Source organism: Komagataeibacter sp. FNDCF1 (assembly GCF_021295335.1).
Lineage (GTDB): Bacteria > Pseudomonadota > Alphaproteobacteria > Acetobacterales > Acetobacteraceae > Komagataeibacter.
In genome coordinates this window covers 2,743,691-2,768,838 of the sequence record NZ_JAIWOT010000001.1, presented here as the reverse complement: position 1 = coordinate 2,768,838, position 25,148 = coordinate 2,743,691, and the positions used below count along the sequence as shown (strand labels likewise).

Annotated in this window: 25 protein-coding genes, 1 pseudogene and 2 riboswitches; of the genes and pseudogenes, 17 read left to right on the top strand and 9 right to left on the bottom strand. The window is 67.6% G+C overall.

Annotation, left to right across the window (positions count from 1 at the left end; all coding sequences use genetic code 11):
* Positions 1 to 378: 378 nt before the first annotated feature.
* A complete protein-coding gene (locus LDL32_RS13050) occupies positions 379 to 603 on the top strand; it encodes a hypothetical protein (protein WP_233067598.1) in 225 nt (74 codons plus the stop codon).
* Here LDL32_RS13050 and LDL32_RS13045 read toward each other — a convergent pair.
* The 4 genes and pseudogenes from LDL32_RS13045 to LDL32_RS13030 all read right to left on the bottom strand — a co-directional run.
* Positions 593 to 1,438: a hypothetical protein gene (locus LDL32_RS13045; RefSeq protein WP_233067596.1), complete on the bottom strand. Its 846-nt coding sequence runs from the start codon at positions 1,436 to 1,438 to the stop codon at positions 593 to 595. The genes LDL32_RS13050 and LDL32_RS13045 overlap by 11 nt on opposite strands.
* The gene (locus LDL32_RS13040; RefSeq protein WP_233068899.1) at positions 1,435 to 2,136 is read right to left on the bottom strand and encodes a hypothetical protein; all 702 of its coding nucleotides are present in this window, start codon (positions 2,134 to 2,136) and stop codon (positions 1,435 to 1,437) included. Before LDL32_RS13040 ends, LDL32_RS13045 begins: the two co-directional genes overlap by 4 nt.
* Positions 2,129 to 3,004 carry a site-specific integrase gene (locus tag LDL32_RS13035; RefSeq protein WP_233067594.1) on the bottom strand — a complete coding sequence of 292 codons (876 nt, stop codon included), beginning with the start codon at positions 3,002 to 3,004 and terminating at the stop codon, positions 2,129 to 2,131. The genes LDL32_RS13040 and LDL32_RS13035 overlap by 8 nt, the downstream gene beginning before the upstream one ends.
* A gap of 23 nt (positions 3,005 to 3,027) precedes the next feature.
* Positions 3,028 to 3,258: pseudogene (locus LDL32_RS13030) on the bottom strand (adenine deaminase C-terminal domain-containing protein); the annotation flags it as partial.
* A gap of 188 nt (positions 3,259 to 3,446) precedes the next feature.
* Positions 3,447 to 3,593, top strand: a riboswitch (TPP riboswitch).
* A 101-nt stretch (positions 3,594 to 3,694) separates the two neighbouring features.
* Here LDL32_RS13030 and thiC point away from each other — a divergent pair.
* Both thiC and LDL32_RS13020 read left to right on the top strand, forming a co-directional pair.
* The gene (thiC, locus tag LDL32_RS13025) at positions 3,695 to 5,536 is read left to right on the top strand and encodes a phosphomethylpyrimidine synthase ThiC (protein WP_305069321.1); all 1,842 of its coding nucleotides are present in this window, start codon (positions 3,695 to 3,697) and stop codon (positions 5,534 to 5,536) included.
* 218 nt (positions 5,537 to 5,754) lie between these two features.
* Positions 5,755 to 6,018 carry a DksA/TraR family C4-type zinc finger protein gene (locus LDL32_RS13020; protein WP_233067592.1) on the top strand — a complete coding sequence of 88 codons (264 nt, stop codon included), beginning with the start codon at positions 5,755 to 5,757 and terminating at the stop codon, positions 6,016 to 6,018.
* 151 nt (positions 6,019 to 6,169) lie between these two features.
* Here LDL32_RS13020 and LDL32_RS13015 read toward each other — a convergent pair whose 3' ends face one another.
* Positions 6,170 to 7,261, bottom strand: a complete 1,092-nt coding sequence (locus LDL32_RS13015; RefSeq protein WP_233067589.1) for a branched-chain amino acid aminotransferase — start codon at positions 7,259 to 7,261, stop codon at positions 6,170 to 6,172.
* Positions 7,262 to 7,401: 140 nt separating this feature from the next.
* Positions 7,402 to 8,262, bottom strand: a complete 861-nt coding sequence (locus LDL32_RS13010; protein WP_233067587.1) for a nitroreductase family protein — start codon at positions 8,260 to 8,262, stop codon at positions 7,402 to 7,404.
* 326 nt (positions 8,263 to 8,588) lie between these two features.
* Between LDL32_RS13010 and LDL32_RS13005 the strand changes: the two genes are divergently transcribed.
* Positions 8,589 to 9,569, top strand: coding sequence for an MDR family oxidoreductase (locus LDL32_RS13005; RefSeq protein WP_233067586.1), 981 nt, complete (start codon positions 8,589 to 8,591; stop codon positions 9,567 to 9,569).
* A gap of 79 nt (positions 9,570 to 9,648) precedes the next feature.
* Here LDL32_RS13005 and LDL32_RS13000 read toward each other — a convergent pair whose 3' ends face one another.
* Complete coding sequence (locus tag LDL32_RS13000; protein WP_233067584.1) at positions 9,649 to 9,873, bottom strand: CbtB domain-containing protein; 225 nt, start codon at positions 9,871 to 9,873, stop codon at positions 9,649 to 9,651.
* A 167-nt stretch (positions 9,874 to 10,040) separates the two neighbouring features.
* Here LDL32_RS13000 and LDL32_RS12995 point away from each other — a divergent pair, with 167 nt between their 5' ends.
* The 9 genes from LDL32_RS12995 (at position 10,041) to cobJ (ending at position 19,327) form a co-directional block, all read left to right on the top strand.
* Positions 10,041 to 10,574 carry a histidine phosphatase family protein gene (locus LDL32_RS12995; RefSeq protein ID WP_233067582.1) on the top strand — a complete coding sequence of 178 codons (534 nt, stop codon included), beginning with the start codon at positions 10,041 to 10,043 and terminating at the stop codon, positions 10,572 to 10,574.
* A gap of 54 nt (positions 10,575 to 10,628) precedes the next feature.
* A riboswitch (cobalamin riboswitch) is annotated at positions 10,629 to 10,862 on the top strand.
* A gap of 15 nt (positions 10,863 to 10,877) precedes the next feature.
* Complete coding sequence (locus LDL32_RS12990) at positions 10,878 to 11,045, top strand: hypothetical protein (protein ID WP_233067580.1); 168 nt, start codon at positions 10,878 to 10,880, stop codon at positions 11,043 to 11,045.
* The gene (locus LDL32_RS12985; protein WP_233067579.1) at positions 11,023 to 11,421 is read left to right on the top strand and encodes a DUF1636 domain-containing protein; all 399 of its coding nucleotides are present in this window, start codon (positions 11,023 to 11,025) and stop codon (positions 11,419 to 11,421) included. The genes LDL32_RS12990 and LDL32_RS12985 overlap by 23 nt, the downstream gene beginning before the upstream one ends.
* Before the next feature lie 5 nt (positions 11,422 to 11,426).
* The gene (cobW, locus tag LDL32_RS12980; protein WP_233067577.1) at positions 11,427 to 12,473 is read left to right on the top strand and encodes a cobalamin biosynthesis protein CobW; all 1,047 of its coding nucleotides are present in this window, start codon (positions 11,427 to 11,429) and stop codon (positions 12,471 to 12,473) included.
* A 108-nt stretch (positions 12,474 to 12,581) separates the two neighbouring features.
* On the top strand, positions 12,582 to 15,953 hold the full coding sequence (gene cobN, locus LDL32_RS12975; RefSeq protein ID WP_233067574.1) for a cobaltochelatase subunit CobN: 3,372 nt from the start codon (positions 12,582 to 12,584) through the stop codon (positions 15,951 to 15,953).
* A complete protein-coding gene (gene cobG, locus LDL32_RS12970) occupies positions 15,950 to 17,185 on the top strand; it encodes a precorrin-3B synthase (protein WP_233067571.1) in 1,236 nt (411 codons plus the stop codon). Before cobN ends, cobG begins: the two co-directional genes overlap by 4 nt.
* Positions 17,182 to 17,823 carry a precorrin-8X methylmutase gene (locus LDL32_RS12965; RefSeq protein WP_233067568.1) on the top strand — a complete coding sequence of 214 codons (642 nt, stop codon included), beginning with the start codon at positions 17,182 to 17,184 and terminating at the stop codon, positions 17,821 to 17,823. The genes cobG and LDL32_RS12965 overlap by 4 nt, the downstream gene beginning before the upstream one ends.
* Positions 17,820 to 18,557 (top strand): precorrin-2 C(20)-methyltransferase, encoded by a 738-nt coding sequence (locus LDL32_RS12960; protein ID WP_233067566.1) that lies wholly within the window; start codon positions 17,820 to 17,822, stop codon positions 18,555 to 18,557. Before LDL32_RS12965 ends, LDL32_RS12960 begins: the two co-directional genes overlap by 4 nt.
* Positions 18,554 to 19,327, top strand: coding sequence for a precorrin-3B C(17)-methyltransferase (gene cobJ, locus LDL32_RS12955; protein ID WP_233067564.1), 774 nt, complete (start codon positions 18,554 to 18,556; stop codon positions 19,325 to 19,327). Before LDL32_RS12960 ends, cobJ begins: the two co-directional genes overlap by 4 nt.
* Here cobJ and LDL32_RS12950 read toward each other — a convergent pair.
* Positions 19,291 to 20,061 (bottom strand): cobalt-precorrin-6A reductase, encoded by a 771-nt coding sequence (locus tag LDL32_RS12950; protein WP_233067560.1) that lies wholly within the window; start codon positions 20,059 to 20,061, stop codon positions 19,291 to 19,293. The genes cobJ and LDL32_RS12950 overlap by 37 nt on opposite strands.
* Before the next feature lie 32 nt (positions 20,062 to 20,093).
* Between LDL32_RS12950 and cbiE the strand changes: the two genes are divergently transcribed.
* From cbiE to cobM, 3 genes are read left to right on the top strand one after another with little or no spacing between them, the layout of a single operon-like run.
* Positions 20,094 to 21,341 carry a precorrin-6y C5,15-methyltransferase (decarboxylating) subunit CbiE gene (cbiE, locus tag LDL32_RS12945; RefSeq protein WP_233067557.1) on the top strand — a complete coding sequence of 416 codons (1,248 nt, stop codon included), beginning with the start codon at positions 20,094 to 20,096 and terminating at the stop codon, positions 21,339 to 21,341.
* The gene (locus LDL32_RS12940) at positions 21,338 to 21,712 is read left to right on the top strand and encodes a cobalamin biosynthesis protein (RefSeq protein ID WP_233067556.1); all 375 of its coding nucleotides are present in this window, start codon (positions 21,338 to 21,340) and stop codon (positions 21,710 to 21,712) included. Before cbiE ends, LDL32_RS12940 begins: the two co-directional genes overlap by 4 nt.
* A complete protein-coding gene (cobM, locus tag LDL32_RS12935) occupies positions 21,709 to 22,461 on the top strand; it encodes a precorrin-4 C(11)-methyltransferase (RefSeq protein ID WP_233067553.1) in 753 nt (250 codons plus the stop codon). Before LDL32_RS12940 ends, cobM begins: the two co-directional genes overlap by 4 nt.
* 107 nt (positions 22,462 to 22,568) lie before the next feature.
* Here the strand turns inward: cobM and LDL32_RS12930 are convergent, their stop codons facing one another.
* On the bottom strand, positions 22,569 to 23,657 hold the full coding sequence (locus tag LDL32_RS12930) for a cobalt-precorrin-5B (C(1))-methyltransferase (protein WP_233067550.1): 1,089 nt from the start codon (positions 23,655 to 23,657) through the stop codon (positions 22,569 to 22,571).
* 71 nt (positions 23,658 to 23,728) lie between these two features.
* Between LDL32_RS12930 and LDL32_RS12925 the strand changes: the two genes are divergently transcribed.
* Complete coding sequence (locus LDL32_RS12925; RefSeq protein ID WP_233068895.1) at positions 23,729 to 25,060, top strand: cobyrinate a,c-diamide synthase; 1,332 nt, start codon at positions 23,729 to 23,731, stop codon at positions 25,058 to 25,060.
* The last annotated feature ends 88 nt before the right edge of the window (positions 25,061 to 25,148 follow it).

Here is a 25,148-nt window from a genome sequence, read left to right as displayed (position 1 = left end):
GAACGGCATAGTTTAGGAAGGAATTATTGGAAAATTTATTCTGGATGTTCTGATTTCACCAAATTTACTGCGGGAGTATGACCAGATTTCTACGAAACGACTGATGCGATCCGCCTTGTTCTCCCCGGTTCAGCCGCGAAACGTGGCCACCCCCTTTTCCGGCGGAACGGAAAAGCATGATGGCCGTAGCCTCAGGCAGTGCATATGCCGATGCACAGACACTGCATGCACCCTGCCCCAATGGGCCAAACCACTCATTCATCACAATTTATCCATAAACATTATTACCAACTCGAAATCAACCCTGATCTGCCTGAAATAGCCTTATTATGAAGTGTCCCGCCTGCCAGACCATGATCAACGGGAAGAACCGGCGCGATGAAACCGCCCCTTCCCCCATCCGGCAGACCAGTGAAAAACCGTTACCGCCAGCTTGATCAAAAAAAAATCCCAGTCAAGCAAAGTGTTAAAAAAAATAAGGAAAAATTCGGTCCTTCGCCTGCAAAAGGCTTATTTCCACGCAATATTGTCATTTCTGACATCAATGCAGGAACGTGCAAGACACAAGCCGAAACGACGGCCGGATTTTCCCTTATTTCTTGAGAAGAACAGATTCGGTTTCCCCTCCGTCCCCTGCCATGATCCCGCTGAAGCGTGGCAGCATGTCCGGGCCGGACTGGTCGGCCACGGCCTCGCCCTGCTTCACCATTTCCAGGCAGGCGGTGAACGTGCTGCTCCAGGCCGAACGGCGCTGCCCCGGCGACAGGCCGCCCACGGCCCCATCACGCATGCATTCGGGCAGCATCCAGTCCAGCGGCACCGGGGTGTGCCGCGCACGTTCCAGGCAGGTCCGCACGCGCGTGCGCGCATCCTCCACGGAAAACAGGTCCAGCTGCACCGGGGCATAGAAGGGGGTTTCCACCGGCATGGCGCCCCAGTTGCCGTCAAACACCGCAAGACAGCCCCACAGGAATTCGATCCGGTCCACTTCCCACTGGGCCGATTCGTCACTTTCAGGGGCCAGCGCGCCGCCAAAACCGTGCACATCGCGCCCCAGCTGCGCCCGCGCGGCAAGCCAGCCTGCAAGGGCCGCTGCCGCCTCCGCCGCAAGCAGGCGTGTACGCAGGTCCGCCGCCTCCTGCGTGGCCTGCTGCTGGCGGGGGTCATCGGCTGGCAGCATCAGGCGCGATCGCAGCAGAAGCAGTCCGGACGCCATGACCGCCCATTGCGCCTTCAACCCCAGCGGCAGGGCTGTCCTGGCCCGCGCGGCTTCGGCCAGTTGGTCGATCAGGGTGACAATATCCAGCCGGGCCAGGTCAATTTCCCGCGCGTGAACCAGATGCAGCAGGTGTGACAGCCCGCCATGATAGAGGGCAAGCCGGACAACCGGTTCACCATCGGGCACCGTGCCGTCAAACAGCGTGAACTGGCCCGTCATGCCAGCGACCGTTCCGTCAGGCGGAAGGCCAGCAGGGGGTAATGCTCCTCCGCCCGGCGCACCACCGGCACGGGGTTCCCCCCACGGGTGAAGAAACCGTAGACCATGGCCCGATGCCCACGTGGCAGCCTGCGCCCCGCCCTGCGGCCGGGCAGGTGGCTGACCTGCCGGGGGGCTTCGGCAATGCCCCAGTGCCGCTGCAGCCACGCCCGTGCATCAGGGTGCGTGGCGCCCAGGGCCAGGATGTGCCGGGGCACGGGCATCAGGCGGTGGAAGTCCAGCGGGCACGCACCGGCCGGGCGCAGGGTCATCCGGGCATGGCGCGCTTCGGCCGCGGCACGGAACTGGCGCGCAAGGATGCGGCAGCCTTCCACGGACATCCCGGCGCGCCCGCGTGCGGGGCCGTCGTGGCCAATGGCGAGCGCGAACATGTCTTCCTCCACCCGTTCGGCATCGAACGGCCATGGAATGACGCCAGGGCCCGCCACTTCCGCCCCGAAGGCATCCATGGCCGCATCCGGCCCGTGCACCAGCAGGTGCCACCATTGCCATGGCGCGGGCCCGGCGGGTTTCGGCCATGACGAAAGTGGCCGCCGCCCCCGCCTGCCGGGTGGGCGGCGGGTGGTATCGGCGGGGGCATCCCCGCCTTGCCTGGTGGGGGGCAGTTCAGCCCAGGGCAGACGCAGGTTTTCAGTCATCGGCAAGCAGGCGTTCATATGGGCGCAGGGCGCGCGGGTCACGGTAGCGGGTATGCTGGCACAGGGCCGTGGTCTCCATCCCCTGCCGCAACGACTCCACGATGTAGCCCGCACGCAGTGCATGGGCACTCAGCCGGGCCACCACATCGGGCGGGACTTCAGCCATCAGCGCCCGGCGCTGCAGGATGCGGGTCACCGCATAGGGGGTCAGCGCACGCCCGCCCACCCGCTCCCCCTTGGAAATGGCGCGGAACAGCGGGCCGGTCTGGCGATGCGCGACCTGCTGCCATGCGCTGAAGGCGGCCGCCGGGCACAGGAACGGGTCGGCTGGCAGGGGCAGGCTGACCGGCTGGTTTTCCTCCCCCTCCCCAATGGCCAGCACCAGCGCCGTGCGGGTTAAGCCGACGTCCTCCACCTGCAGTCCCACCAGTTCCGAACGGCGCAGGGCGCCGGCAAAACCGAACAGCAGCAGGCACCGGTCGCGCAGGCCGCGCACGCCATCGCCACACCGTTCCACCATGGTGCGCAGCATGTCCGGCGTCACCACGGCGGGCGGTGGCGCGGCCCTGCGGGACGGGTCGACCATCCGGGCAAGGGCCGCGCGGATGCGGGCATCCGTCACGTCCCATGGCATGGTGTTGAAGCGGTGCATCTTGCCAATCGCGGCAAGACGGCGGCGGATGGTGGCCGGCGCGAATTCCCCAAGGCTGCACAGGTAGGCCGCCACCACCTCCGGCGTTGCGGGAATGGGGGCATGGGCATGCGCCGCGCACCAGCGGGTAAAGTGCATCCAGTCCGCGCGGTAGGCGCGCAGCGTGGCCACGGCCCCCGGCGCGGGGGGCGGCGCAAGATCAGCGGTTGTCGTCATGGGATATTCCTGCACGTCACCTGTTATCGGGCCAGCGCCATGCGGTTGACATCCACCATGCCGAAATCCGTGATCCTGAGATGCGCAGTGACCGGCAGTGGCAGGAAGGCAAGCTGCAGGAAGGGTTCGCCCGGCACGCAGCCCAGCGCGCGGGCAGCGGCACGCAGGACATCAGGCCGGTCGCGCACGGTCTCGAACGGGGCGTCACTCATCAGCCCCGCCACCGGCAGCGGCATGTCGGCCACCATCCGCCCGCCACCCCGTGCAATCCGCGCGGAAATCGTGCTGCCTGCCATGCTATCGCGCTTTCGTGCCGTTGCTGATGCCATGCATCAGTCTATCACAACCCGGCGACAGGCAAGGCGGCACACGAATTCTTTTTCACGCCCGGTCCGGCCACCCTCACATGCGTATTGACAGGGACCGTGCGTTTGCTGATCCTGAAATGACCAAGGGGAGTCCCGTCAAGGGGCTGAGAGACCGCTGGCATGGACCAACCATGCGCGCGGAGACCCTGCCGGGCGCATCGTGCGTTCCGGGGAACCTGATCCGGCTCATACCGGCGGAGGGACTGGTGCAGACAATCGGCACAAGGCTGCGGCATGGCGCCCGCAGGTGAACACGCAAGCAACGTGGCGCCCGGTTTTCTCCCCCACACCCCCTGTCGGAGTGGACGCGAGGAGCATTGCCATGACCACCGTTGCTTCGCCTTCATCTCCCGACCATGTCACCACCGGCCCCATCATGGGGTCCACCAAGGTCTGGTCCACACCCGAAGGGCACGCGCATATCCGTGTGCCTTTTCGTGAAATCGCACTTGAACCCAGCGCCAGCGAACCCCCGGTGCGGGTGTACGACACATCCGGCCCCTATACCGACCCTGCCGCGCGCATTGACGTACGCCACGGGCTGGAACCTGTCCGCGCGCCATGGATCGCGGCGCGCGGCCTGCCCGCCGTCACCCCACGCACCGTCCGGCCGGAGGATAACGGCTTTGCCAGAGGCGAGCATCTGGTCCCTGCCTGCCCTGCCCCCCATACGGTGCATGAAGGCAGGCCGGGGCAGATGGTCACGCAGTATGAATTTGCCCGTGCGGGCATCATTACCGAGGAAATGGTCTACGCCGCCCACCGCGAGAACCTGGGCCGCGCCACTGCGGCCGAAGATGCGGCGGCCCGCCGTGCCGATGGCGAGGATTTCGGGGCGGACATACCCGAATTCGTCACCCCTGAATTCGTACGGTCCGAAATTGCGGCGGGCCGCGCCATCCTGCCCGCCAACATCAACCACCCCGAACTGGAACCGATGGTGATCGGGCGCAACTTCCTGGTGAAGGTCAACGCCAATATCGGCAATTCCGCCGTGACCTCATCGGTGGCGGAGGAAGTGGAGAAGATGGTCTGGGCCATCCGCTGGGGCGCGGATACGGTGATGGACCTGTCCACCGGACGCAACATCCACAACATCCGCGACTGGATTCTGCGCAACGCCCCGGTGCCCATCGGCACGGTGCCGCTGTACCAGGCGCTGGAAAAGGTCGGCGGCGTGCCGGAAGACCTGACATGGGAGATCTTCCGCGATACGCTGGTCGAACAGGCGGAACAGGGGGTGGATTACTTCACCATCCATGCCGGGGTGCGGCTGCACCACGTGCCGCTTACGGTCGACCGTGTGACCGGCATCGTCTCGCGCGGCGGCTCGATCATGGCAGGGTGGTGCCTGCACCATCACCGCGAGAGCTTCCTGTATGAACATTTTGCGGAGATATGCGACATCATGCGCCGCTATGATGTCTCGTTCTCGCTGGGTGACGGGCTGCGCCCCGGCTCCATTGCCGATGCGAATGACGCGGCGCAATTCGCGGAACTGGAAACGCTGGGCGAACTGACAAAGATCGCATGGGCCAGAGGCTGTCAGGTCATGATCGAGGGGCCGGGCCATGTGCCCATGCACAAGATCAAGGTCAATGTGGAAAAGCAGCTGCGTGAATGTGGCGAAGCGCCCTTCTACACGCTTGGCCCGCTCACGACCGATATCGCACCGGGTTACGACCACATTACGTCAGGCATTGGCGCTGCCATGATCGGCTGGTTCGGCACCGCCATGCTCTGTTATGTCACGCCAAAGGAACATCTGGGCCTGCCCGACCGCAATGACGTGAAGGTGGGTGTGGTGACCTACCGCATCGCGGCCCATGCCGCCGATCTGGCCAAGGGGCATCCGGCAGCACGCATCCGCGATGACGCGATCAGCCGCGCGCGCTTCGACTTCCGGTGGAATGACCAGTTCAAACTGTCACTCGACCCGGATACCGCATGCACCTATCACGATGAGACCCTGCCACGGGAAGCGCACAAGAACGCGCATTTCTGTTCCATGTGCGGGCCGAAATTCTGCTCCATGCGCATAAGCCACGACCTGAAGGCCGACGCGCAGCGGCTGGCCGGGCTGAAACAGAAAAAGGAAGAATTCCGCAACAGCGGCAACCAGCTTTACGTACCCGTCGAGGAGGCGGCAACACCGGCGGAATGACGGCCACCGCGATCCGCCCGTGCGGCAGGCGCCCCGCCTGCTGCACGGGTACCGGGCCGGCAACCGTTCCAGGGCCCGCTCTTCCCCTGTCAGACCTGTATTGCGCCATGGGGACCATTGCGGACCGGCCATGAATTCCGGTCCTGTCGGCAATGAACCCTTTTGTATGGACAGGCGCCACGCGATATACTGCGTGTTTTCATTTCAGGAGAACACGCATGGCCACCGGTTGGGCTCCCGATGGAGCCGTACAGGACCAGATCGACGATACGATAGCAGATGCCGTCAAACGGGCGCGGGCCCATATTCCCACGGGTGACAGCGAAACCCAGTGTCGCGAATGTGGGGAAGACATTCCCCCGGCCCGGCAGAAAGCCATGCCAGGCGTCAAGCTGTGTATTGACTGCCAGTCGGAACGGGACAGGAAACCGGTCTTTTCCGGCATCAACCGCCGGGGCAGCAAGGACAGCCAGCTTCGCTAGCACCCTGCCGCACGGGATGCGCCCGCCGGCATGCCGGTTCACGAATGCCCGGCAGCGCCTCTGCCCGGTCCGGAAATACGGGACGGGCCGCGTGCCGGCCGCCAGTACGTGATCGGGCCACGGTGACGGGCCGCGATCACGCGGGGGAGAATCAGATCACCTTTTCCACCCAGCCATGCGGGTCGGGCGCCGTGCCGCGCTGGATTCCGATCAGGGCCTGACGCAGCCTTGCCGTCACGGGGCCGATGCCCGTGCCATCCCCGATCACCGCATCCCCATTGGTGCCGCGGAAGCGCCCGATGGGCGAGACCACCGCCGCCGTGCCGCAGGCGAAGACTTCACGCAGGCGACCGGACGCGGCATCCGCATAAAGCTGGTCGATGGCGTAGGGTTCCTCCCGCACCGTCAGCCCCTGCGCGCGGGCGAGGGTCAGCAGCGAATCGCGGGTGATGCCGCGCAGGATGGTGCCGGTCAGCGGCGGGGTGGCGATGGACCCGTCATCAAACACGAAGAACACGTTCATGCCGCCCATTTCCTCAACCCAGCGGCGTTCCACCGCGTCAAGGAACAGAACCTGAGCGCAGCCGTGGCCCTTGGCTTCCTGCTGGGCCAGCAGGCTTGCGGCGTAGTTGCCGCCGCACTTGGCCTCTCCCGTGCCACCGGGGGCCGCGCGACAGAAACCGGACACCCACACGCTGACCGCCTCCTCGCCAAAATAGGCGCCCACGGGGGAGGCAATGACCATGAACAGGTATTCCGACGCGGGCTTGACGCCGAGGAAGGTCTCGCTCGCAATCATGAAGGGACGGATGTACAGGCTTTCATCCGGCCTGCCCGGCACCCATGCCTGGTCCACGCGCACAAGCTGGCGCACCGCCTCGACAAACACGTCCTCGGGCAGTTCGGGCATGGCCAGACGGTCGGCCGATCTGTTGAAACGCGCGGCATTGGCATGGGGGCGGAACAGGGTGATGCCACCTTCCGCCGTGCGGTAGGCTTTCATCCCCTCGAAAATTTCCTGCGCGTAGTGCAGCACGGCGGATGCCGGGTTGAGCGTAAGCGGTGCAAAGGGCTGCACGCGCGCATCATGCCATCCCCTGCCTTCCTGATAGCGGATAACGACCATGTTATCGGTAAAGACACGCCCGAAACCGGGATTGGCCAGAATCTGCGCCCGCTGCTGTGTCGAGACCGGCGAAGCATTGGGAGAAAGCGTGAAGGGAAGGGAAGTGGCGCTGTCCATAGCCGTTGTTTCTCTTTCATCATGGCGCTGGCGCGATCCTGGGAGCGCGCGCCTGCCCGCCTCAGCCGCGGGCAGTCCCAGCAGAAGTTCACCAGAACATTCCGCCGGTCAACCCCGTGCGGACATGGCATGTCCGCATTTCATGCCTGATCCAGCCTGAAGCCCATGGCCCGCAGGGCTTCGGGCAGGCGCTCGCGCCCGTGCAGGGCCGCAACATCGCCCAGCCGCGCCAGCATGGCCTCGCTCCAGCTGCGCGCGGGCTGGTTCTGGCTGGCACGCGCCATGCGCAGGCGCTCGTCATAGGCCGCAAGATCGGCCGCGGCAGGCACGGCCGTATCATACCGCTCGCGGTGTAGGACGACATGCTGCGGCAGGCGCGGCTTGATGGTGGTGGGATGATTGCGATCAGGGTAGCCAACGCTCATGCCGGTTACCGCAAACGTGCCCGGCGGCAGGCCCAGTTCGGCGGCAATGGCTTCGGGCTGGTTGCGCACCCCGCCCACATACACGATCCCCAGCCCGTAGGATTCAAAGGCGGCGGCGGCGTTCTGGGCCGCCAGCGCCGCATCCATCACCGCGGCCAGGAACGTGTCCAGGCACTCCAGTCCCGGCAGCGCACGGTCATGGGTACGGCCCACCTGCTCCAGCCGCGACAGGTCGGCCACCCACGCCAGGAACAGCGGCGCCTGCGCGATGAACGCCTGCCCGCCCGCCAGTTCCGCAATCCGCGCGCGCCGCTGCCCGTCGTGGACGGCAATTACGCTCCAGGCCTGCATGTTCGATGAGCTGGAGGCCGACTGCGCCGCCGCCACCGCCGCTTCCAGCACACCATCGGGGAGTGCCGCCGGGCTGAAGGCGCGTATGGAACGATGCGCCATGAGGCAGCGCGCCACCGGACTTTCGGGCAGAGGCGGCTGGGGTGGCCGGGTGCCATAACGCGCCTGCCACAGGGTATTCATGGATGACAGGGCGGAAACGGAAGAAACGGGACCATCGGACATCGGCATGCCTCCTGCCTGTGCAGTGGTGGCGGAGCAGGCAGCACACCACACCGCTCCCATCGCGGGAAGCAGGGCAAACATCACACCAGCCCTGCACATTTTTGCGGGAGGCAGGCCACCCTTGGCCAGTGCCGGGGTTTCAGGGAACAGACCGGGTGGTCTTTTGAAAATTCATTTTGCAATCACGGTTCTTTGCGTTTTCCGCCTTCACGTTCATGCGAAATGGGCCAGCCAACTATAGGAAAATACACCTAAATAACGCATGAAATCACATCACGGACGGCCCGTGCGCACCATCCCCTTCATGGTCAAAGGAATACGCCAGCATGTTCGAGGCCCTCATGATCAACCGTGCCGATGGCGTCGTGACCACCCGGCTGGAACAGGTCGACCCGCAGGCCCTGCCCGAAGGTGACGTGACGGTGGCGGTCAGCCATTCCAGCCTGAATTACAAGGACGCACTGGCCATGACCCGGGGCACGCCCGTGGTGCGGCACTTCCCCATGGTGCCGGGCATCGACCTGGCGGGGCAGGTGGTGCGGTCGGATGATCCCGTCTACCAGCCCGGCGACCAGGTCATCGCCACCGGCTGGGGACTGGGTGAAAACCACTGGGGCGGCCTTGCGGCCATGGCGCGCCTGCCGGGGCGGTGGCTGCTGCCCCGGCCCGGTGGCCTGTCCGCGCGGCAGGCCATGGGAATCGGCACGGCGGGCTTTACCGCCATGCTGTGCGTGATGGCGCTGGAGGACGGTGGGCTGACACCGGCCAGCGGGCCGGTCATCGTCAGCGGCGCGGGGGGCGGCGTGGGGGGCATGGCCATCATGCTGCTTGCGCAGCTGGGCTACGAAGTCGTGGCCGTAACGGGCAGGCCGCAGCTACATGCCTACCTGACCAGCCTGGGCGCGGCCGAGATCGTGCCGCGTGATACGCTCGGCCTTACGGGCAAGGCGCTGGAGACGGCGCGCTGGGCCGGGGGAATCGACGTGGTGGGGGGCGAGGCACTGGCCACCATGTGCGCCTCCATCAGGCATGGGGGCACGGTGGCCGCCTGCGGGCTGGCGGGGGGCATGAACCTGCCGCTGACCGTAGCCCCCTTCATCCTGCGCAATGTACGCCTGCAGGGAATCGACAGTGTCATGTGCCCGCGCCCGCGTCGCATGGCGGCATGGGCACGGCTTGAGCGTGACATCGACCCGACCCGGCTGGACAGCATGCTGCATGATGCGTCCCTGGCCGATGCCACGACCATCGCCCCGCGCATCCTGGCCGGTCACGTCCGGGGGCGGACGGTCATCAATATCGGCTGAAACAGGGGTCCTGACAGCAGAAAGCGGCATTCCCGCATGGAAATGCCGCCCGGCAGCGCCAGTGATGCGCCGTGTCCGCCTAGTGGCAGGGGAAGCCCAGCAGGTGTCGGCCATCATGCACGAACTCATGCACGTAATGGCCGGAAATGAGGGAAGTCGCCCCCTGCTCCGCACCGACGAAATAGATCAGCAGCGACGCCAGGACCAGCCCGAACACACCCCACGGCAGCAGGTCACGCACCGGGATGGAAACCGGCGGTGCGGCAATGCCCGTGCTGGACAGGACGGATGTATCTTGGCTCATACCGGAAAACTCCATGGATCACGCACGACCCGGGGCAGTATGCACGGAACATGGCGCGCACGCCTGCTTTCCCAACCGGATCTGGCGGCATGTTTCCAAAATTGGCATGAAAGGTCAATCACTCCGTTGCGGGTTCCACCCTTTCCCCTCACGCAGGCCACATCATCATGCACCAGATCCTGACCTGCATCGCCCTGCCCGCGCCCGACAGCATGCGACAGGGCCTGCTTCCCGATCCCGATGCGCTGGTGGCCGTGCCACCGGCCCTTGTGCGCGGGCAGGATGCGGAACCGACCCTGGCGCCCCCGGCACTGGCGGATAGCCTGGCGTCGTCCCCCCTGTTCCGGCCGGACGCGGCCCTGCGTGGCATGGACATGGGGGCATGGCGGGGCCGGGCGCTGAAGGACCTGCCCCCAACGGATCTTTCCCGCTGGGTGGCCGATCCCGATTTTGCCCCGCCGGATGGCCAGAGCCGGACGGACCACCTGCGCCAGATGCAGGCATGGCTTGCCGCCCTGCCTTCCACGCCGGCACGGCTGCGGGTGCTGGCCGATGCGGCGGTCGTGCGCGCGATCGTGGTGGCGGCGCTGGGCGGCACGGCGGCCATGCTGGCACGGCTTGATATCGCGCCATCCACCACCACGCGGCTGACCCGCCATGCGGAGTGGCGCGTGGCGGTTGCGGGTGCGCCCCTGTCATGATGGCAGGGCATGCCGCGTCATGCCGGGTTTCTTTGACAGTGCGGGTCCCGATCGTCTAGACCCCGGGCTGATGGTTCCCCCTCGGGGGAGAATAGGGAAGACGGTGCGCCCCCGGGCAAGGCCGTCGCTGCCCCCGCAACTGTAGGTGGCTGTTTTCCGGCCCGCCCCGCCACGGGGCTGGTATTGTCACTGGCCGCAGCCTTCAGGGCGGGCCGGGAAGGCTGCCGGAAACCGAGGGTCCGCCCTCCGCCACAAGCCAGGAGACCTGCCATCGCATGTGCCGCCATCCCGGCGGCCATGGACATGACCGAATCTGATCGCATGGCTGGCGGGGTGCCCGGCACGCGATGGGCCACCGCCACGCGGGCTTGCGCGGGCGGGGCCGCAACCGTGCACCCCGCCACCCTGCTGCCCACGCAGCACCGCCGCACGGAGGGCACGCAGCCAGATGACCATTCCCCCGCAGCCTGACCCCGCCGGTCCCGAACCGGTTCACCTGCATGTATGCGTTACGTGCCGGCGCGGCCTGCCCGCATCCGACAACCCGCAGGGGCGGCAGCTGCATGATGCCCTGCTGGCGCTGGCCGGAACCGGCACGGGGGTTGTCGTTCACGAAGTTTCCTGCCTTGCCGCCTGCAATGACGGCTGCACCGCCGTGGTGGCGGCTCCTGGCAAATGGGGCTGGCTGCTGGCCAATCTCGGCCCGGAAAAGGCGGAAGACCTGCTGACCTATATCGCGGCCTACGCGGCCTCACGCAGCGGCACCGTCATGCCATCGCGCAGGCCCGCCAGCCTGTCGGACATGGTGCGTGGCCGCTTTCCCGCATCGCTTTTTCCCGGAGCCTGACTGCCATGACCTCCCCCTCCACCGCCCGTGCGCGGGTGCCCGTTACCGTCATCACCGGCTTTCTGGGTGCGGGCAAGACCACGCTGCTGCGCCATGTCCTGGCCAATGCAAAAGGGCGGCGCATCGCCATCGTGGTCAATGAATTCGGCACGCTGGGCATAGATGGCGACACGCTGCGCGCCTGCGGCGTGGAAGGCTGCCGTGACGAGGACATCGTGGAACTGACCAATGGCTGCCTGTGCTGCACGGTGGCGGATGATTTCCTGCCCACCATGGAAGCGCTGCTGGACCGTGAGGCGCCACCCGACCATATCGTGATCGAGACCTCGGGCCTTGCCCTGCCCAAGCCGCTGCTCAAGGCATTCGGCTGGCCCACCATCCGCACGCGCATGACGGTCGATGGCGTGGTGACGGTGGTCGACGGCCCCGCCGTGGCCGCCGGCCGCTTTGCCGATGACCCGGAAGAAGTGGCCCGCCAGCAGGCCGCCGACCCCTCGCTCGACCACGACAACCCGCTGGCCGAAGTATACGAGGACCAGCTTCTGTGCGCCGACCTGGTGGTGCTGAACAAGACCGACCTCATGACCGCCGCACAGGCCGATGCGGTTGAAGCCGCGATCCGTGCCGAGATCCCGCGCGCGGTCAAGGTGGTGCGCGCGCATGACGGACAGGTGGACCCCGCCATCCTGCTCGGGCTGGACGCGGCGGCGGAGGACGATCTTGATGCCCGCCCATCCCACCATGATGCGGAAGGCGGCGAGCACGAGCATGACGATTTCGAAAGCTTCGTTCTGCCGCTTGCCGAACAGGCCGGCGTGGAGGAATTCATCACCCGGTTGAAAACCGTGGCCGAACAGCACGACATCCTGCGCATGAAGGGCTACGCCACGGTAGCGGGCAAGCCCATGCGGCTGGCGGTGCAGGGCGTGGGCAGCCGCTTCCGCCACCAGTTTGACCAGCCGGTGCCCAAGGATGGCCCGCGCACCGGCAACCTTGTGGTGATTGGCCAGAAGGGGCTGGACCAGGCGGCGATTGCGGGCATGCTGGCGTAAATGTAACTGACAAAAGTTTCTGGGTGCCGCCTTTTTTCAAAAAGGCGGCATTCAAAGCTTCGCCAAAAACTTTTGTAATTCCAAAGGCACGGGAACGGGGCGGGCATCATGCATCTGCTGGCACGTGAAATCCGCACGCTGGATGACGGCGATCAGGCGCAGGATCTGGGGCATGCCCCGGCCGATATCGTGTTCCTGTCGTTTTCGGACAGTGACCTGCTGTGCCTGAACGCGGCGCATGCGGCGGACGATACGCCCGCCGCCAGCCTGCGCGCCGCCAGCCTGTCGCGCCTGCTGCATCCCATGTCCGTCGACCTGTATGTGGCCGATACCATCATGGAGTCGCGCTGCGTGGTGGTACGGCTGCTGGGGGGGCTGGAATACTGGCGCTACGGGGCGGAGGAACTGGCCCGTGCCTGTCGGCATGCCCGCATTCCGCTGGCCTTTGTGGCGGGCGACGGGCGCGATGACGCGCGCCTTGCCCAACTTTCCACCGTGGCGGAACCCCTGCGCGCGCGCCTCGATGCCCAGCTGCGCGCGGGCGGGGCGACCAATACCGCCACCGCCCTGCGGCTGATGGCGCATCTGGCCGGACGCGGGCCGGACGAGAACACGCCCCCCGAACCCCTGCCCGCCGCCGGACTGCTGCAGGCAGCCGACCCGGCCATGCCACTGCGTGCCATGGTGGTGTTCTACCGCGCGCACCTGCTGGCGGCGGATATCGACCCCATCATGGCGCTGGCGGCCAAACTGGGCCGCCATGGCATGGGGGCGGACCTTGTTTATGTCACCTCGCTCAAGGATGCGGCGTCCGTGCGCATCGTGGCCGACCGCCTTGCCGCGGCGCCGCCGGATGTCATCATCAACGCCACCTTCTTTTCCGCCCGCACGGGGGTGGATAACGCCTCCCCGCTTGATCTTGCCGGGGTGCCGGTACTACAGGTGCAGCAGCCCGGCATTGCCCATGCCCTGTGGCATGACAGCCTGCGTGGCCTGTCACAGGCAGACCTTGCCATGCAGGTCGTGCTGCCGGAGCTGGACGGGCGGATTCCCGCCTTCCCCATTTCCTTCAAGGAAGAAATCACACCCGGCCTGCCCGCCCGCCATGTGCCCTACCCGCCGGGCATCGACCTTACCTGCCTGCGTGCGGCGGGCTGGGCGCGGCTGGGGCATGAACCGGCACCCACGCGGCGGGTCGGTATCGTGCTGTCCGACTATCCCGGCGCACAGGGCGCCCCCACCGGGCAGGCGGCGCATGCGGTGGGGCTGGACAGTTTTGCAAGCCTGGAGCACATCGTGCGCCTGCTGGACGGTGCGGGCTACGATACGGGCAGGACGCCCCTGCCCACGGCGGACGAACTGGCCCACGCGCTGGCGCGCGCCCCGGCGCGGCCCTTCGTATCCGTTGCCACATACCGGGGCTGGCTGGCGGACCTGCCGCCCACATTACAGGACGCGCTTGAAACCTGCTGGGGCGCACCGGAAAATGACCCGGCCTGCACCGATGGCCAGTTCCTCCTGCGTCATGTGCAGCTGGGTCACATCCTGCTGGCCCTGCAACCCGACCGTGGCACCACCACCGACCGCCATGGCGGCTATCATGACCCCGACACGCCACCCCGCCATGCCTATGTGGCCTTCTACCTGTGGTTGCAGCACGGGCTGAAACTGGATGCCATGGTGCATCTGGGTACGCATGGCACGCTGGAATGGCTGCCGGGCAAGGCGGCTGCCCCATCAGTCACCTGCTGGCCGTCGGTGCTGGTGGGCGGCATGCCGGTCATCTACCCCTTCATCGTCAACAACCCCGGTGAGGCAGCCGCCGCACGCCGCAGGCTGGGGGCCGTGACCATCGGGCACCTGACCCCGCCCATCATGGCGGCAGGGTACACCGGCAATGATACGGGCGAACTGGAACGCCTGATTGATGAATATGCCGCAGCCGACGGGCTGGACCGCAGGCGCGGCGCGATCCTGCGTGGCGAGATCCTGCAACGCGCCGACAGCCTCGGCCTGCTGGGCGAAAGCGGCGTGGACCGCGGCACGGACGAGGACGAGGCCCTTGCCCGCCTCGATGCCTATCTGTGTGATGTGAAAGACCTGCAGATCCGCGATGGGCTGCATGTCTTTGGCTGTCCCCCGCCACGCATGGCGGAACTGGCCCATGCCATCGCCCGCTCCTGCGGTGCGCAGGCCCCGGCAGACATCCCGGCCCGGCTGCATGCCTGCGGGCAGGCGGAAGGCCAGGCGCTGCTGGCGGCACTCGATGCACGGTTCGTGCCCCCGGGGCCCGCCGGTGCGCCCACGCGCGGGCGGGCGGACGTGCTGCCCACGGGGCGCAACCTGTATGCCATGGACCCGCGCGCCATTCCCACCCGCTCGGCACTGGTGCTGGCGCAGCGCAGCGCGGACCTGCTGCTGGAGGAACACCTGCAGGAGCAGGGTGAGCCGCTGCGCAGCCTGGTGATCGACCTGTGGGGCTCGGCCAGCCTGCGCACCGGCGGCGAGGACCTGGCCCTGGCCCTGCTGCTGATGGGGGTGAAGCCGGTATGGGATGGTGCATCGGGCCGGGTCACGGGCATCGAGATCATTCCCATGGCGGTACTCGACCGCCCGCGCGTGGATGTGACGCTGCGCCTGTCGGGCCTGTTCCGTGATGCCTTTCCCGGCCAGATCGCGCTGTTCGAGCAGGCGGTGCAGGCCATTGCGGCGCGCACCGCCGAATCCCCCGACCTCAACCCGCTGGCCGCCAGCACGGCGGGGCTGGAAGGGGATGCGCTGCATGCCGCCACGGCACGCATGTTTGGCGCAGCACCCGGCACCTATGGCACCGGGGTGGAGGACATGCTGGCCAGTGGCGCATGGCAGGCACGTGACGAGTTGGGCACGGCATGGCTGAACGGTTCCGCCTGGACCTATGGCGGTGCGCGCGAGGGCACGCAGGCACCCGACATGCTGGCCGCCCGCATGACGCAGGCCGCCATCGTGCTGCACATGCAGGACAATGCGGAAACCGACATTCTGGAAAGCGTGGAGGCCGCCACCCATGAAGGCGGCATGGCCGCCGCCGCCGCCATGCTGGGCAATGCGCCCCGCCTTGTGCATGGCGACACCTCCCGCCCTGATGCCCCCCGCCTGCGTGCCACAGCGCAGGAAGTAGCGCGCGTGGTGCGCGGGCGGCTGGCCAACCCGGCATGGCTTGCGGGCATGCGCCGCCATGGCTACCGGGGTGCGGCCGAGATCGCCCGTACCACGCAGGCCCTGCATGGCTTTGCCGCCACCCTGCCCACGCGCCTTGACCGCCAGTTCGACCTGACATTCGCCGCCGTGCTGGATGACCCGGAAATGGATGCCTTCCTGCTGGACGCCAACCCCGATGCCCATGCGGCCATCCGCCGCCTGCTGGCCGATGCCCTGAAGCGCGACCTGTGGCGCCCGCGCGCCAACAGCGCTGCCATGCTGCTTGATCCCGCGCCATGACCACTTCCCCCAGCGTGCGCGGCTGGTGTCCCGGCCTGCATACCCCCATGGAAGCCGCCGATGGCTGGCTGGTGCGCGTGCGGCCACCGCTTGGCCGCCTGTCGGACCGGCAGGCCCATGCCATTGCCCGCGCGGCCCGCACCCATGGCAACGGACTGATCGAACTGACCAGCCGGGGCAACCTGCAGCTGCGCGGCCTGACACCGGACAGCGCGCACGGTTTTGCCCGTGACATGCATGAGGCGGGCCTTGCCAGCGCGGACGCCGCGACCGAGGCCCGGCGCAGCCTGCTGCTCTCCCCCCTGGCTGGAATCGACCCGCACGCCGCACCCGATGCGCCCGATGTCATCCGCGCGCTCGATGCCGCCCTTGCCGGTGCCACCAGCCTGCGTGGGCTTCCCGCCAAATTCGCCATTGCGGTGGAATGCGGGGGCTACGTGCCCACCGGCACCCTGCGGGCGGATATCGTGCTGCGTGCAGGCAGGGCGGGCTGGCTTGTGGTGTGCGGGACGCGGGGCTGGCCGTGCACCGGGGCGGCTGGCGTGGAGATGGTCGTGGCACTCACCCATGCGCTGGCGGCGCTGGATGCACCCGCCCGCCCGCTGCGCAATCCGGCACAGGCCGATGCCGCCCTTGCAGCCGCTGGCGTGCTGGATGCCACACGGCCCGCACCACAGGGCCGCCATGTGCCCCCTCCGCTGGCAGGCCCCCTGCCCGGCCACGCCATGGGTGCCGTCCTGCCCCCCGGCCCGATCGATGCCGACCTGCTGGACGGCGTGGCCCGGTGGTGCGCGGACAGGGGCAATGGCCACATGCGCGTTGCCCCCTGGCGCGCGTTTGTCATGGAACAGTGCGCCGCCCCGCCGCCCCTGCCCGGCCTGATAACCGACCCGGCCGATCCGCGCCTGCGGATATGGGCGTGCATCGGCGCACGTGGCTGCGCCTGCGCCCCACGCGACGTGATTGCCGATGCGCTCTACCTTGCCCCCGACCTGCCACCAGACCTGCGCCTGCATGTCTCGGGCTGCACCAAGGGATGCGCCCATCCCGCGCCTGCCGACCTGACACTGGTGGCGGGCACGGACGGCTACAGCCTGTGCCCGCATGGCCGGGCGGACGAGACACCTGTAGACAGCGGGCTTTCGCTGGCACAGATACAGCGGATCATGCGGGGCTGGCCCCGCACCCAACAGGACGCCACCCAACCCAACGGGAGAACACGACCGGCATGACCCCGCAGACGGAACCGTACGACTACATCCACGATGGCGCGGCCATCTATGCCCGGTCCTTCGCCATCATCCGCGCCGAGGCCGACCTGAGCGGCCTGAGCGAGGCCGAGGCCCGCGTGGTCGTGCGCATCATCCACGCCTGCGGCATGGTGGATGTGGCGCAATCCATCCGCATGTCGCCCGATTTCGTGACCCGTGCGCGCGCAGCATTGCTGGCGGGCCGGCCCGTGCTGTGTGACGCGAACATGGTGGCGCACGGCGTGACCCGCGCACGCCTGCCTGCCGACAATCCGGTCATCTGCACCCTGCGCGACCCGCGCACGCCCGCCATTGCAAAAGAAATCGGCAATACCCGCTCGGCTGCCGCGATGGACCTTTGGGGCAGTGACCTGAAGGACAGCGTGGTGGCCATCGGCAACGCGCCGACGGCACTGTTCCACCTGCTGGAAATGATCCGGGCTGGCGCACCCCGCCCCGCCGCCGTGATCGGCATGCCGGTGGGCTTTGTCGGTGCTGCCGAATCCAAGGAAGCGCTGGCGGAGTTTGGCGACCTGCCCTTCATCATCGTGCGCGGGCGGCTGGGCGGCAGCGCCATGGCGGCGGCCACCGTCAACGCGCTGGCGAGTGAAGCGGAATGACGCAGGGTAAACAGGCAGGCCGCCTGTCCATACTCGGCATGGGGCCGGGTGATCCGGAACTCATGACCGTAAAGGCCGCGCGCCTGCTGCGCGAAAGCCCGGTCATTGCCTGGTTCTGCCGCCATGACCGTCCCGGCCATGCACGCGAGATTGCGGGTGACAGCCTGCCCGCCAGCGCCACCACCCTGCGCTTTGCCTATCCCTTCACCACCGAGATCGCGGTCAGCGACCCGGCCTATCTGGTGCGCATGGCCGCCTTTTATGATGACTGCGCCCGGCAGGTGGCCGATCACCTGCTGGCGGGCACGGACGTGGCGCTGCTGTGCGAGGGCGATCCCTTCCTGTTCGGTTCGGCCATGTACGTGTTCGACCGGCTGCATGAGCGCTTTGAGTGCACCATCGTGCCCGGCATTACCGCCATGAGCGGCTGCTGGTCGGCGGCACAGCGCCCCATGGTGCATGGCGATGACGTGCTGTGCGTCATACCCGGCACGCTGGATGAAGCGGCCCTGACGCAGTGGCTGGAACATGCCAGTGCCGCCGTGATCATGAAGCTGGGCCGCAACCTGGAAAAGGTGCGCCGCGCACTGCGCGCCACGGGGCGGGAGGCACGTGCGATCTACGTCGAGCGCGCGACCCAGCCGCAGCAGCGCAGCATGAAGCTTGCCGACATGACAGGGCCGGCACCCTATTTCTCCATCATCCTCGTCCCCGGGCGGGAGGGCGCGCGATGACGGACAGCACGGGCCGGATTTTTGTCGTGGGGCTGGGCCCGGGCAATACAGCCCAGCGCACGCCCGAGGCCGATGCGGCCCTGGCGCAGGCCACCGACCTGATCGGCTACGCCCCCTATGTGGCCCGCGTTGAAGCCGGGCCGGACGTGGTGCGCCACGCCAGCGACAACCGCGTGGAACTGGACCGCGCGCGCCATGCGGTGGAACTGGCGCTGGCGGGCCGGACCGTGGCCGTCGTATCGGGTGGGGATGCAGGCGTTTTTGGCATGGCCAGTGCGGTGTTCGAGGCCATTGACCACGGCCCCGCCGCATGGCGCGGGGTGGAGGTTACGGTCATTCCCGGCCTGTCTGCCGTGCTGGCGGCGGCAGCCCGGCTGGGGGCCCCGCTGGGGGGGGATTTCTGTGTCATTTCGCTGTCCGACAACCTCAAGCCGCGTGAGGTCGTCCACCGCAGGCTGGCGGCCGCGGCCGGGGCGGGGCTGGTCATCGCGTTGTACAATCCGCGCTCAAGGGCACGGCCGGACCAGTTGGGCGAGGCCTTTGCCCTGCTGCGCACCATCCTGCCCGGCACGGTGCCGGTCGCCTTCGCGCGCGCCATCGGCCGTGCGGATGAACGCGTGATCCTGACCGACATCGCCCATGCCGACGCCGGGCAGGTGGACATGAGCACGCTGGTGCTGGTCGGCTGCCCGCTGACCCATGTCATTACCCGCACAAACGGGGAAAAATGGCTCTATACCGCCCGCAGCGTGGCGGCCCCGTGCGCGTGAAGCCCGTCCAGCCATGCCATGGCGCCAGCAGCATCCGCCACGGTACGGGCGGCAGCCACGGGGGGACGGGCCACCATGATCACCGCCACCCCCAGCCTGCGCGCCGCCGCCAGCTTGGCATATGTGGCGCTGCCGCCGGAGTTCTTGGTCACGATCACCCCGATCCGCTCCTGGCGCAGCAGGGCTTCCTCACCCGCTTCATCAAAGGGGCCACGTGCCAGCAGCACCCGGCAGCCCGGTGGCAGCAGGCTGTCATCGGGACGATCGACACTGCGAAGCAACCAGTCATGCAGACCGGCACCGGCAAAAGGCAGCAGGTCCTTGCGGCCGACCGTCAGCAGGACGCGCCGGGGTCTGGTACCCAGCGCGCGGGCGGCGGCCTGCATGTCGGGCACGATGGTCCAGTGGTCATCTGGCGCAGGGATCCAGCCGGGCCGCTCCACGCGCAGCAGCGGCACATGCGCTGCCGCACAGGCGTGTACCGCATTGCCGCTGATTTGCGTGGCAAAAGGGTGAGTGGCGTCCACCACTGCCCCGATGTGGTGCGCCAGCAGCCAGTCACGCAGCCCTTCCGCCCCGCCAAAGCCGCCAATGCGGACTTCCAGCGCCGGGAGCACGGGCGCACGCGTGACACCGGCCAGCGAAACAGTGGTGTAAAAACGCGTGGCGTGGCGTTCCAGCAGCCCGTAAAGCTGCCTTGCCTCCGTTGTGCCGCCCAGAACCAGAACCCGCATGTTTTCTCTCTACCATGGAACAGGGGGGCCGCATGAGCACCCCGTGGCTGCATGTTATCGGCATTGGGGAAGACGGTGTCGAGGCCCTGCCCGCAACCCATCGGGCGCTGATCGCGGGGGCGGAACTGGTGGTCGGTGGCACGCGGCACCTCGCGCTTGCCGCCCCGTTGGTCACGGGGCGCACGCTGGCATGGCCGCACCCGCTGGCGGATGGCATTGCCGGACTGCTGGGCTGGCGGGGCAGGCCGGTCTGCGTGCTGGCATCGGGTGATCCGTTCCTGTTCGGCATTGCCAGTACACTGCACCGCCATGTGCCAATGGGGGAGATGGCCTGCCTGCCCGCGCTGTCCTCCGTAGCGCTGGCGTGCAACCTGCTGGGCTGGGCGGAGCAGGAGATCACGCTGCTTTCCCTGTGCGGCCGCCCCATGGAGGCCACCGCCCCCGCCCTGCAACCCGGCGGCAGGCTGGTCGTGCTTTCGGCGGATGAACATACACCCCGCACCTTTGCGCACTGGCTGGACACGCGTGGCTTTGGCGACTCCACCCTGCATATACTGGGCAGGCTGGGTGGCGGGCGGCAGACACGCCGCAGCGCGCGCGTGACGGAGATTGCGCGGGCGGGCGGGCTGGATATACCGCGCCTGAACCTGATGGCCATCGAAGTGGTGGCAACGCGCGACGCACGGGTCATTCCGCTGGCCTGCGGGCTGCCTGATGACATGTTTGACCATGACGGACAGATCACCAAGCGCGAGATCCGGGCCGCCACCCTGTCCGCCCTTGCCCCCCGACGGGGGGAAGTGCTGTGGGACATTGGCGCGGGGTCGGGCTCCATCAGTATTGAATGGATGCTGCGCCACCCCGCCAACCGCGCTATTGCCGTTGAGAAATCGGCTGCCCGCCGCGCCCGCATCACCCATAATGCGCTCAATCTCGGCGTGCCCGCACTTCAGGTCGCAGCGGGAGAGGCCCCGGCCTGTATTGCGCAGATGCAGGCTGACGGCCTGCCCGCGCCCGATGCCATCTTCCTCGGTGGCGGCATCAGCAATCCCGGCATGCTGGAGGCGGCATGGCGGGCGCTGCGCCCCGGCGGGCGGCTGGTGGCCAATGCCGTGACACTGGAGAGTGAAGCCAGCGTGATGGCCGCCCGCACAAGGTGGGGCGGCACGCTGACCCGCATGCAGGTGGAGCGGCTGGAGCCGATCGGCCGCTTTCATGCCTTCCGCCCCGGCATGACCGTAACCAGCTATGCCGTCACCCGCACGGAAGACACGCCATGATCGTGGCGGGACTTGGCCTGCGCAGCGGATGCGGGGCGGGCGAAATCATTGATCTCATCAACGGCGCACAGGCGCGCTGTGGCAGGCGGGCAGACCTTGTGGCCGTGCCTGCCTTCCGCTACCGCGAGGCGGGGCTGCAGGCCGCAATGGCGCGGCTGGGGCTGGACGTGCGCGCCATAACGCCCGATGAACTGCTGGCCGCGCAGCCGCGCTGCGTCACCCGCTCGGCGCGGGCGCAGGCGGCCCTTGGCGTGGCGTCCGTGGCAGAAGGCTGCGCGCTGGCGGCGGCGGGCGGGACCGCACGGCTGATCGTGCCACGCCTGACCGGCCCGCACGCAACATGTGCCATGGCACAGGGAGAGGATGCATGACCGTACACTTCATTGGTGCAGGCCCCGGTGCCGCCGACCTGCTGACCCTGCGCGGGCGCGACCTGCTGGCGAAATGCCCGGTCTGCCTGTACGCGGGCTCCATCGTGCCACCCGAAATGCTGGAACACTGCCCGCCCGATGCGCGGCTGGTTGATACCGCGCCGCTGACACTGGACCTGATCGAGCAGGAATACCTCCGCGCCCATGCCGCACGACAGGATGTGGCGCGCCTGCATTCGGGCGACCTTTCGGTCTACAGCGCCGTGGCCGAACAGATCCGCAGGCTGGACCGCCACAGCATTCCGTGGACCATGACGCCGGGCGTGCCCGCCTTTGCCGCCGCCGCCTCCGTCCTGGGGCGTGAACTGACGGTGCCGGAAGTGGCCCAGAGCGTGGTGCTGACGCGCGTGAGCGGCCGGGCCTCCGCCATGCCGGAGCGCGAGAAGCTGGCCGCCTTTGGCGCCACGGGGGCCACGCTGGCCATTCATCTGGCCATTCATGTGCTGGAGCGGATCGTGGCTGACCTGACGCCATTCTATGGCGCGGACTGCCCGGTAGCCATCGTGGCGCGGGCGACATGGCCGGATCAGGTCGTGCTGCGGGGCACGCTGGGCAACATTTGTGAAAAACTGGCAGAAAACCCCATCGAACGCACGGCGCTGGTGCTGGTCGGCCCCGCACTGGGCGCCCATGATTTCCGTGAAAGCGCGCTGTACAATGCCGACTACCACCGCCGCTTCCGGTCCTGAACCGGGCGCTACAGGAGAATAAACGTTTCTGGGTGCCGCCTTCTTTCAAAAAGGCGGTGTCTTCTGGAGCTTTCTGAAAAAAGCTTTACCAAAAACTTCCCTGCGCTTTACGCCACATTATACGGGCCATGCCGGGTGACCAGCGTGCCGGCGCGGTCGAACAGCAGCACATCCAGCATGCACGGCGTTCCGGCCAGCACACCGGCTGCCGTCCGCCATGCGTCCCGCGCCACAGCCGGGCCGAGGGGACAGCCCGCATCAGTCGCCAGCGCGAAGGCACTGGCAACGGAATGGGCCTGTGCAATGGCCGCCACCAGCGTATCCGGTGCCCCGATGCCGCGTGCAAGGTCTGCCAGCCGGGTCATGTCCGCCTGCCCCCGGCGGGAATGCAGGTCAAGAAATCCCTGCGCCAGCTTGGTCATCTTGGCCACGCCACCGCCAATGGTGACGCGGCCCACGGGGTGGCGGCGGATGTATTTGAGCAGCCCACCGGCAAAATCCCCCATTTCCAGCATGGCCTCGGGCGGCAGGCCGTACAGCGCCTGTGTCGCGCGTTCCGACACATCGCCCGTGCAGCCCGCCACATGCGGCAGGCCCAGTGCGCGCGCCACGTCCACGCCACGGTGGATGCTGTCGATCCACGCCGCGCAGGAAAATGGCACCACGATGCCCGTCGTGCCCAGGATGGACAGTCCCCCCACAATACCCAGACGGCCATTAAGCGTATGGCGCGCGAGTTCCTGCCCGCCTGCAATGGATATGGTCACCTCCACATCCGGCTCATGGCCGTCCGCACCGGCCAGCGCCGTGCGGATCATGTGCCGGGGCACGGGATTGATGGCGGGCTGGCCGGGCGGGATGGGCAGGCCCGGCAGGGTTACGGTGCCCACCCCGCTGCCCGCGCGGAACACCACGCCGCTGCCCGGCGGCCCATGGCGCACATCCACGCGTACATGCGCGCCGTGGGTTACGTCCGGGTCGTCGCCTGCGTCCTTGACCACCTCCGCCCACGCGCCATCACCCGCATGGCCGTGGCCGGCCAGCGCAAACGCCACATGCTGTCCACCGGGCAGGATGATGGTGACCGGATCGGGAAATTCCCCTCCGCACAGCCCGCCCCATGCGGCACGGGCGGCGGCGGTAGCGCAACTGCCTGTGGTCCATCCCCGGCGCAGGCTGGTATGGGTACGCTCCATGAGGGTGATCTCGTGCTCCGGCAGGTGTTAAAGAGGGCTCCGCTCACCACGGTCTAGCAGGAACGGACATGATGACACGAGGGCTGATGATCGCCGCCCCCCGCTCTGGCAGCGGCAAGACCACGCTTACACTGGCCATCCTTGCAGCCCTGCGCCGCCGGGGCATTGCCGTGCGCGGGGCCAAGACCGGGCCGGATTATATCGATCCCGCCTTCCACGAAGCCCTGACCGGGCTGCCCAGCCTCAATCTGGACAGCTGGGCCATGCCTGCCCCCCTGCTGGACAGCGTGATGGCGCAGGCCCATTCCGGCTGCGGGGTGGTGGTGACAGAAGCCTCCATGGGGCTGTTCGATGGCCTGCTGGGGCCTGCAGGCGCACGCGGCGCGCCAGCCGATATTGCCGCACGCTACGCCCTGCCGGTGCTGCTGGTGCTCGACATTTCCGGGCAGGGCCAGTCGGCTGCGGCAACCGCGCTGGGGTTTGCCCGCCTTGACCCTGATGTACGCATTGCGGGCGTGATCCTCAACCGTGTCGGCTCGCCACGCCATGCCGGCATGGCCACGCAGGCCATCACCGCTCTGGGCATACCGGTGCTGGGCGCATTCGGGCGCGATGCGGGCCTGCAGATGCCCGAACGCCATCTGGGGCTGGTGCAGGCGCGTGAACATGCCGGGCTGGACGCGCTGGCCGACCGGCTGGCCACGCAGGCGGAACGTGACCTGGATCTGGACGCCATACTGGCCTGCGCCACCGTGCCGGACATACCGCTGCCGGGGGGGTGGGTCCGCGCCCTGCCACCGCCGGGGCAGCGCATCGCGGTGGCGAATGATGCCGCCTTTTCTTTCATGTATGCCCATATCGTGGCGGGCTGGCGGGCGGCAGGAGCCGAACTGCTGCCATTTTCACCGCTGGCGGATGAAGGCCCGGCACCCGGCTGTGATGCCTGCTGGCTGCCCGGCGGCTACCCGGAACTGCATGCCGGGCAACTGGCGCAGGCGACGCATTTCCGCACGGAACTGGCCAATTTTGCCCGCACCCGCCCGGTGCATGGGGAATGCGGGGGCTTCATGGTGCTGGGCGAAAGCCTGACGGACAAGGCGGGCCAGACCCATCGCATGACCGGACTGCTGGGTCATGCCACGTCCTTTGCCACCCGGCGCATGAACCTGGGCTACCGTGCCGCCACCCTGCGCCATGACTGCGCACTTGGTCCGGCGGGCACGCACCTGCGTGGACACGAATTCCATTATGCCACCCTGACAGCCCCCGGCACGGACACACCGCTGGCCGACATGCACGACGGTTATGGAACCCCCCGCCCCCCCGGTGGCCTGCGGCGAGGACTGGTATCAGGCACGTTTTTCCATGTGCTGGCCACCGGCACGGCGGCGATAGCGCCATAATGCACATGCACAAGGAACATGACCGGGCTGGTCATGGTGCATGTACCGGAACAAACGTGATGGACAATTTTGCGATGTATATTTAATA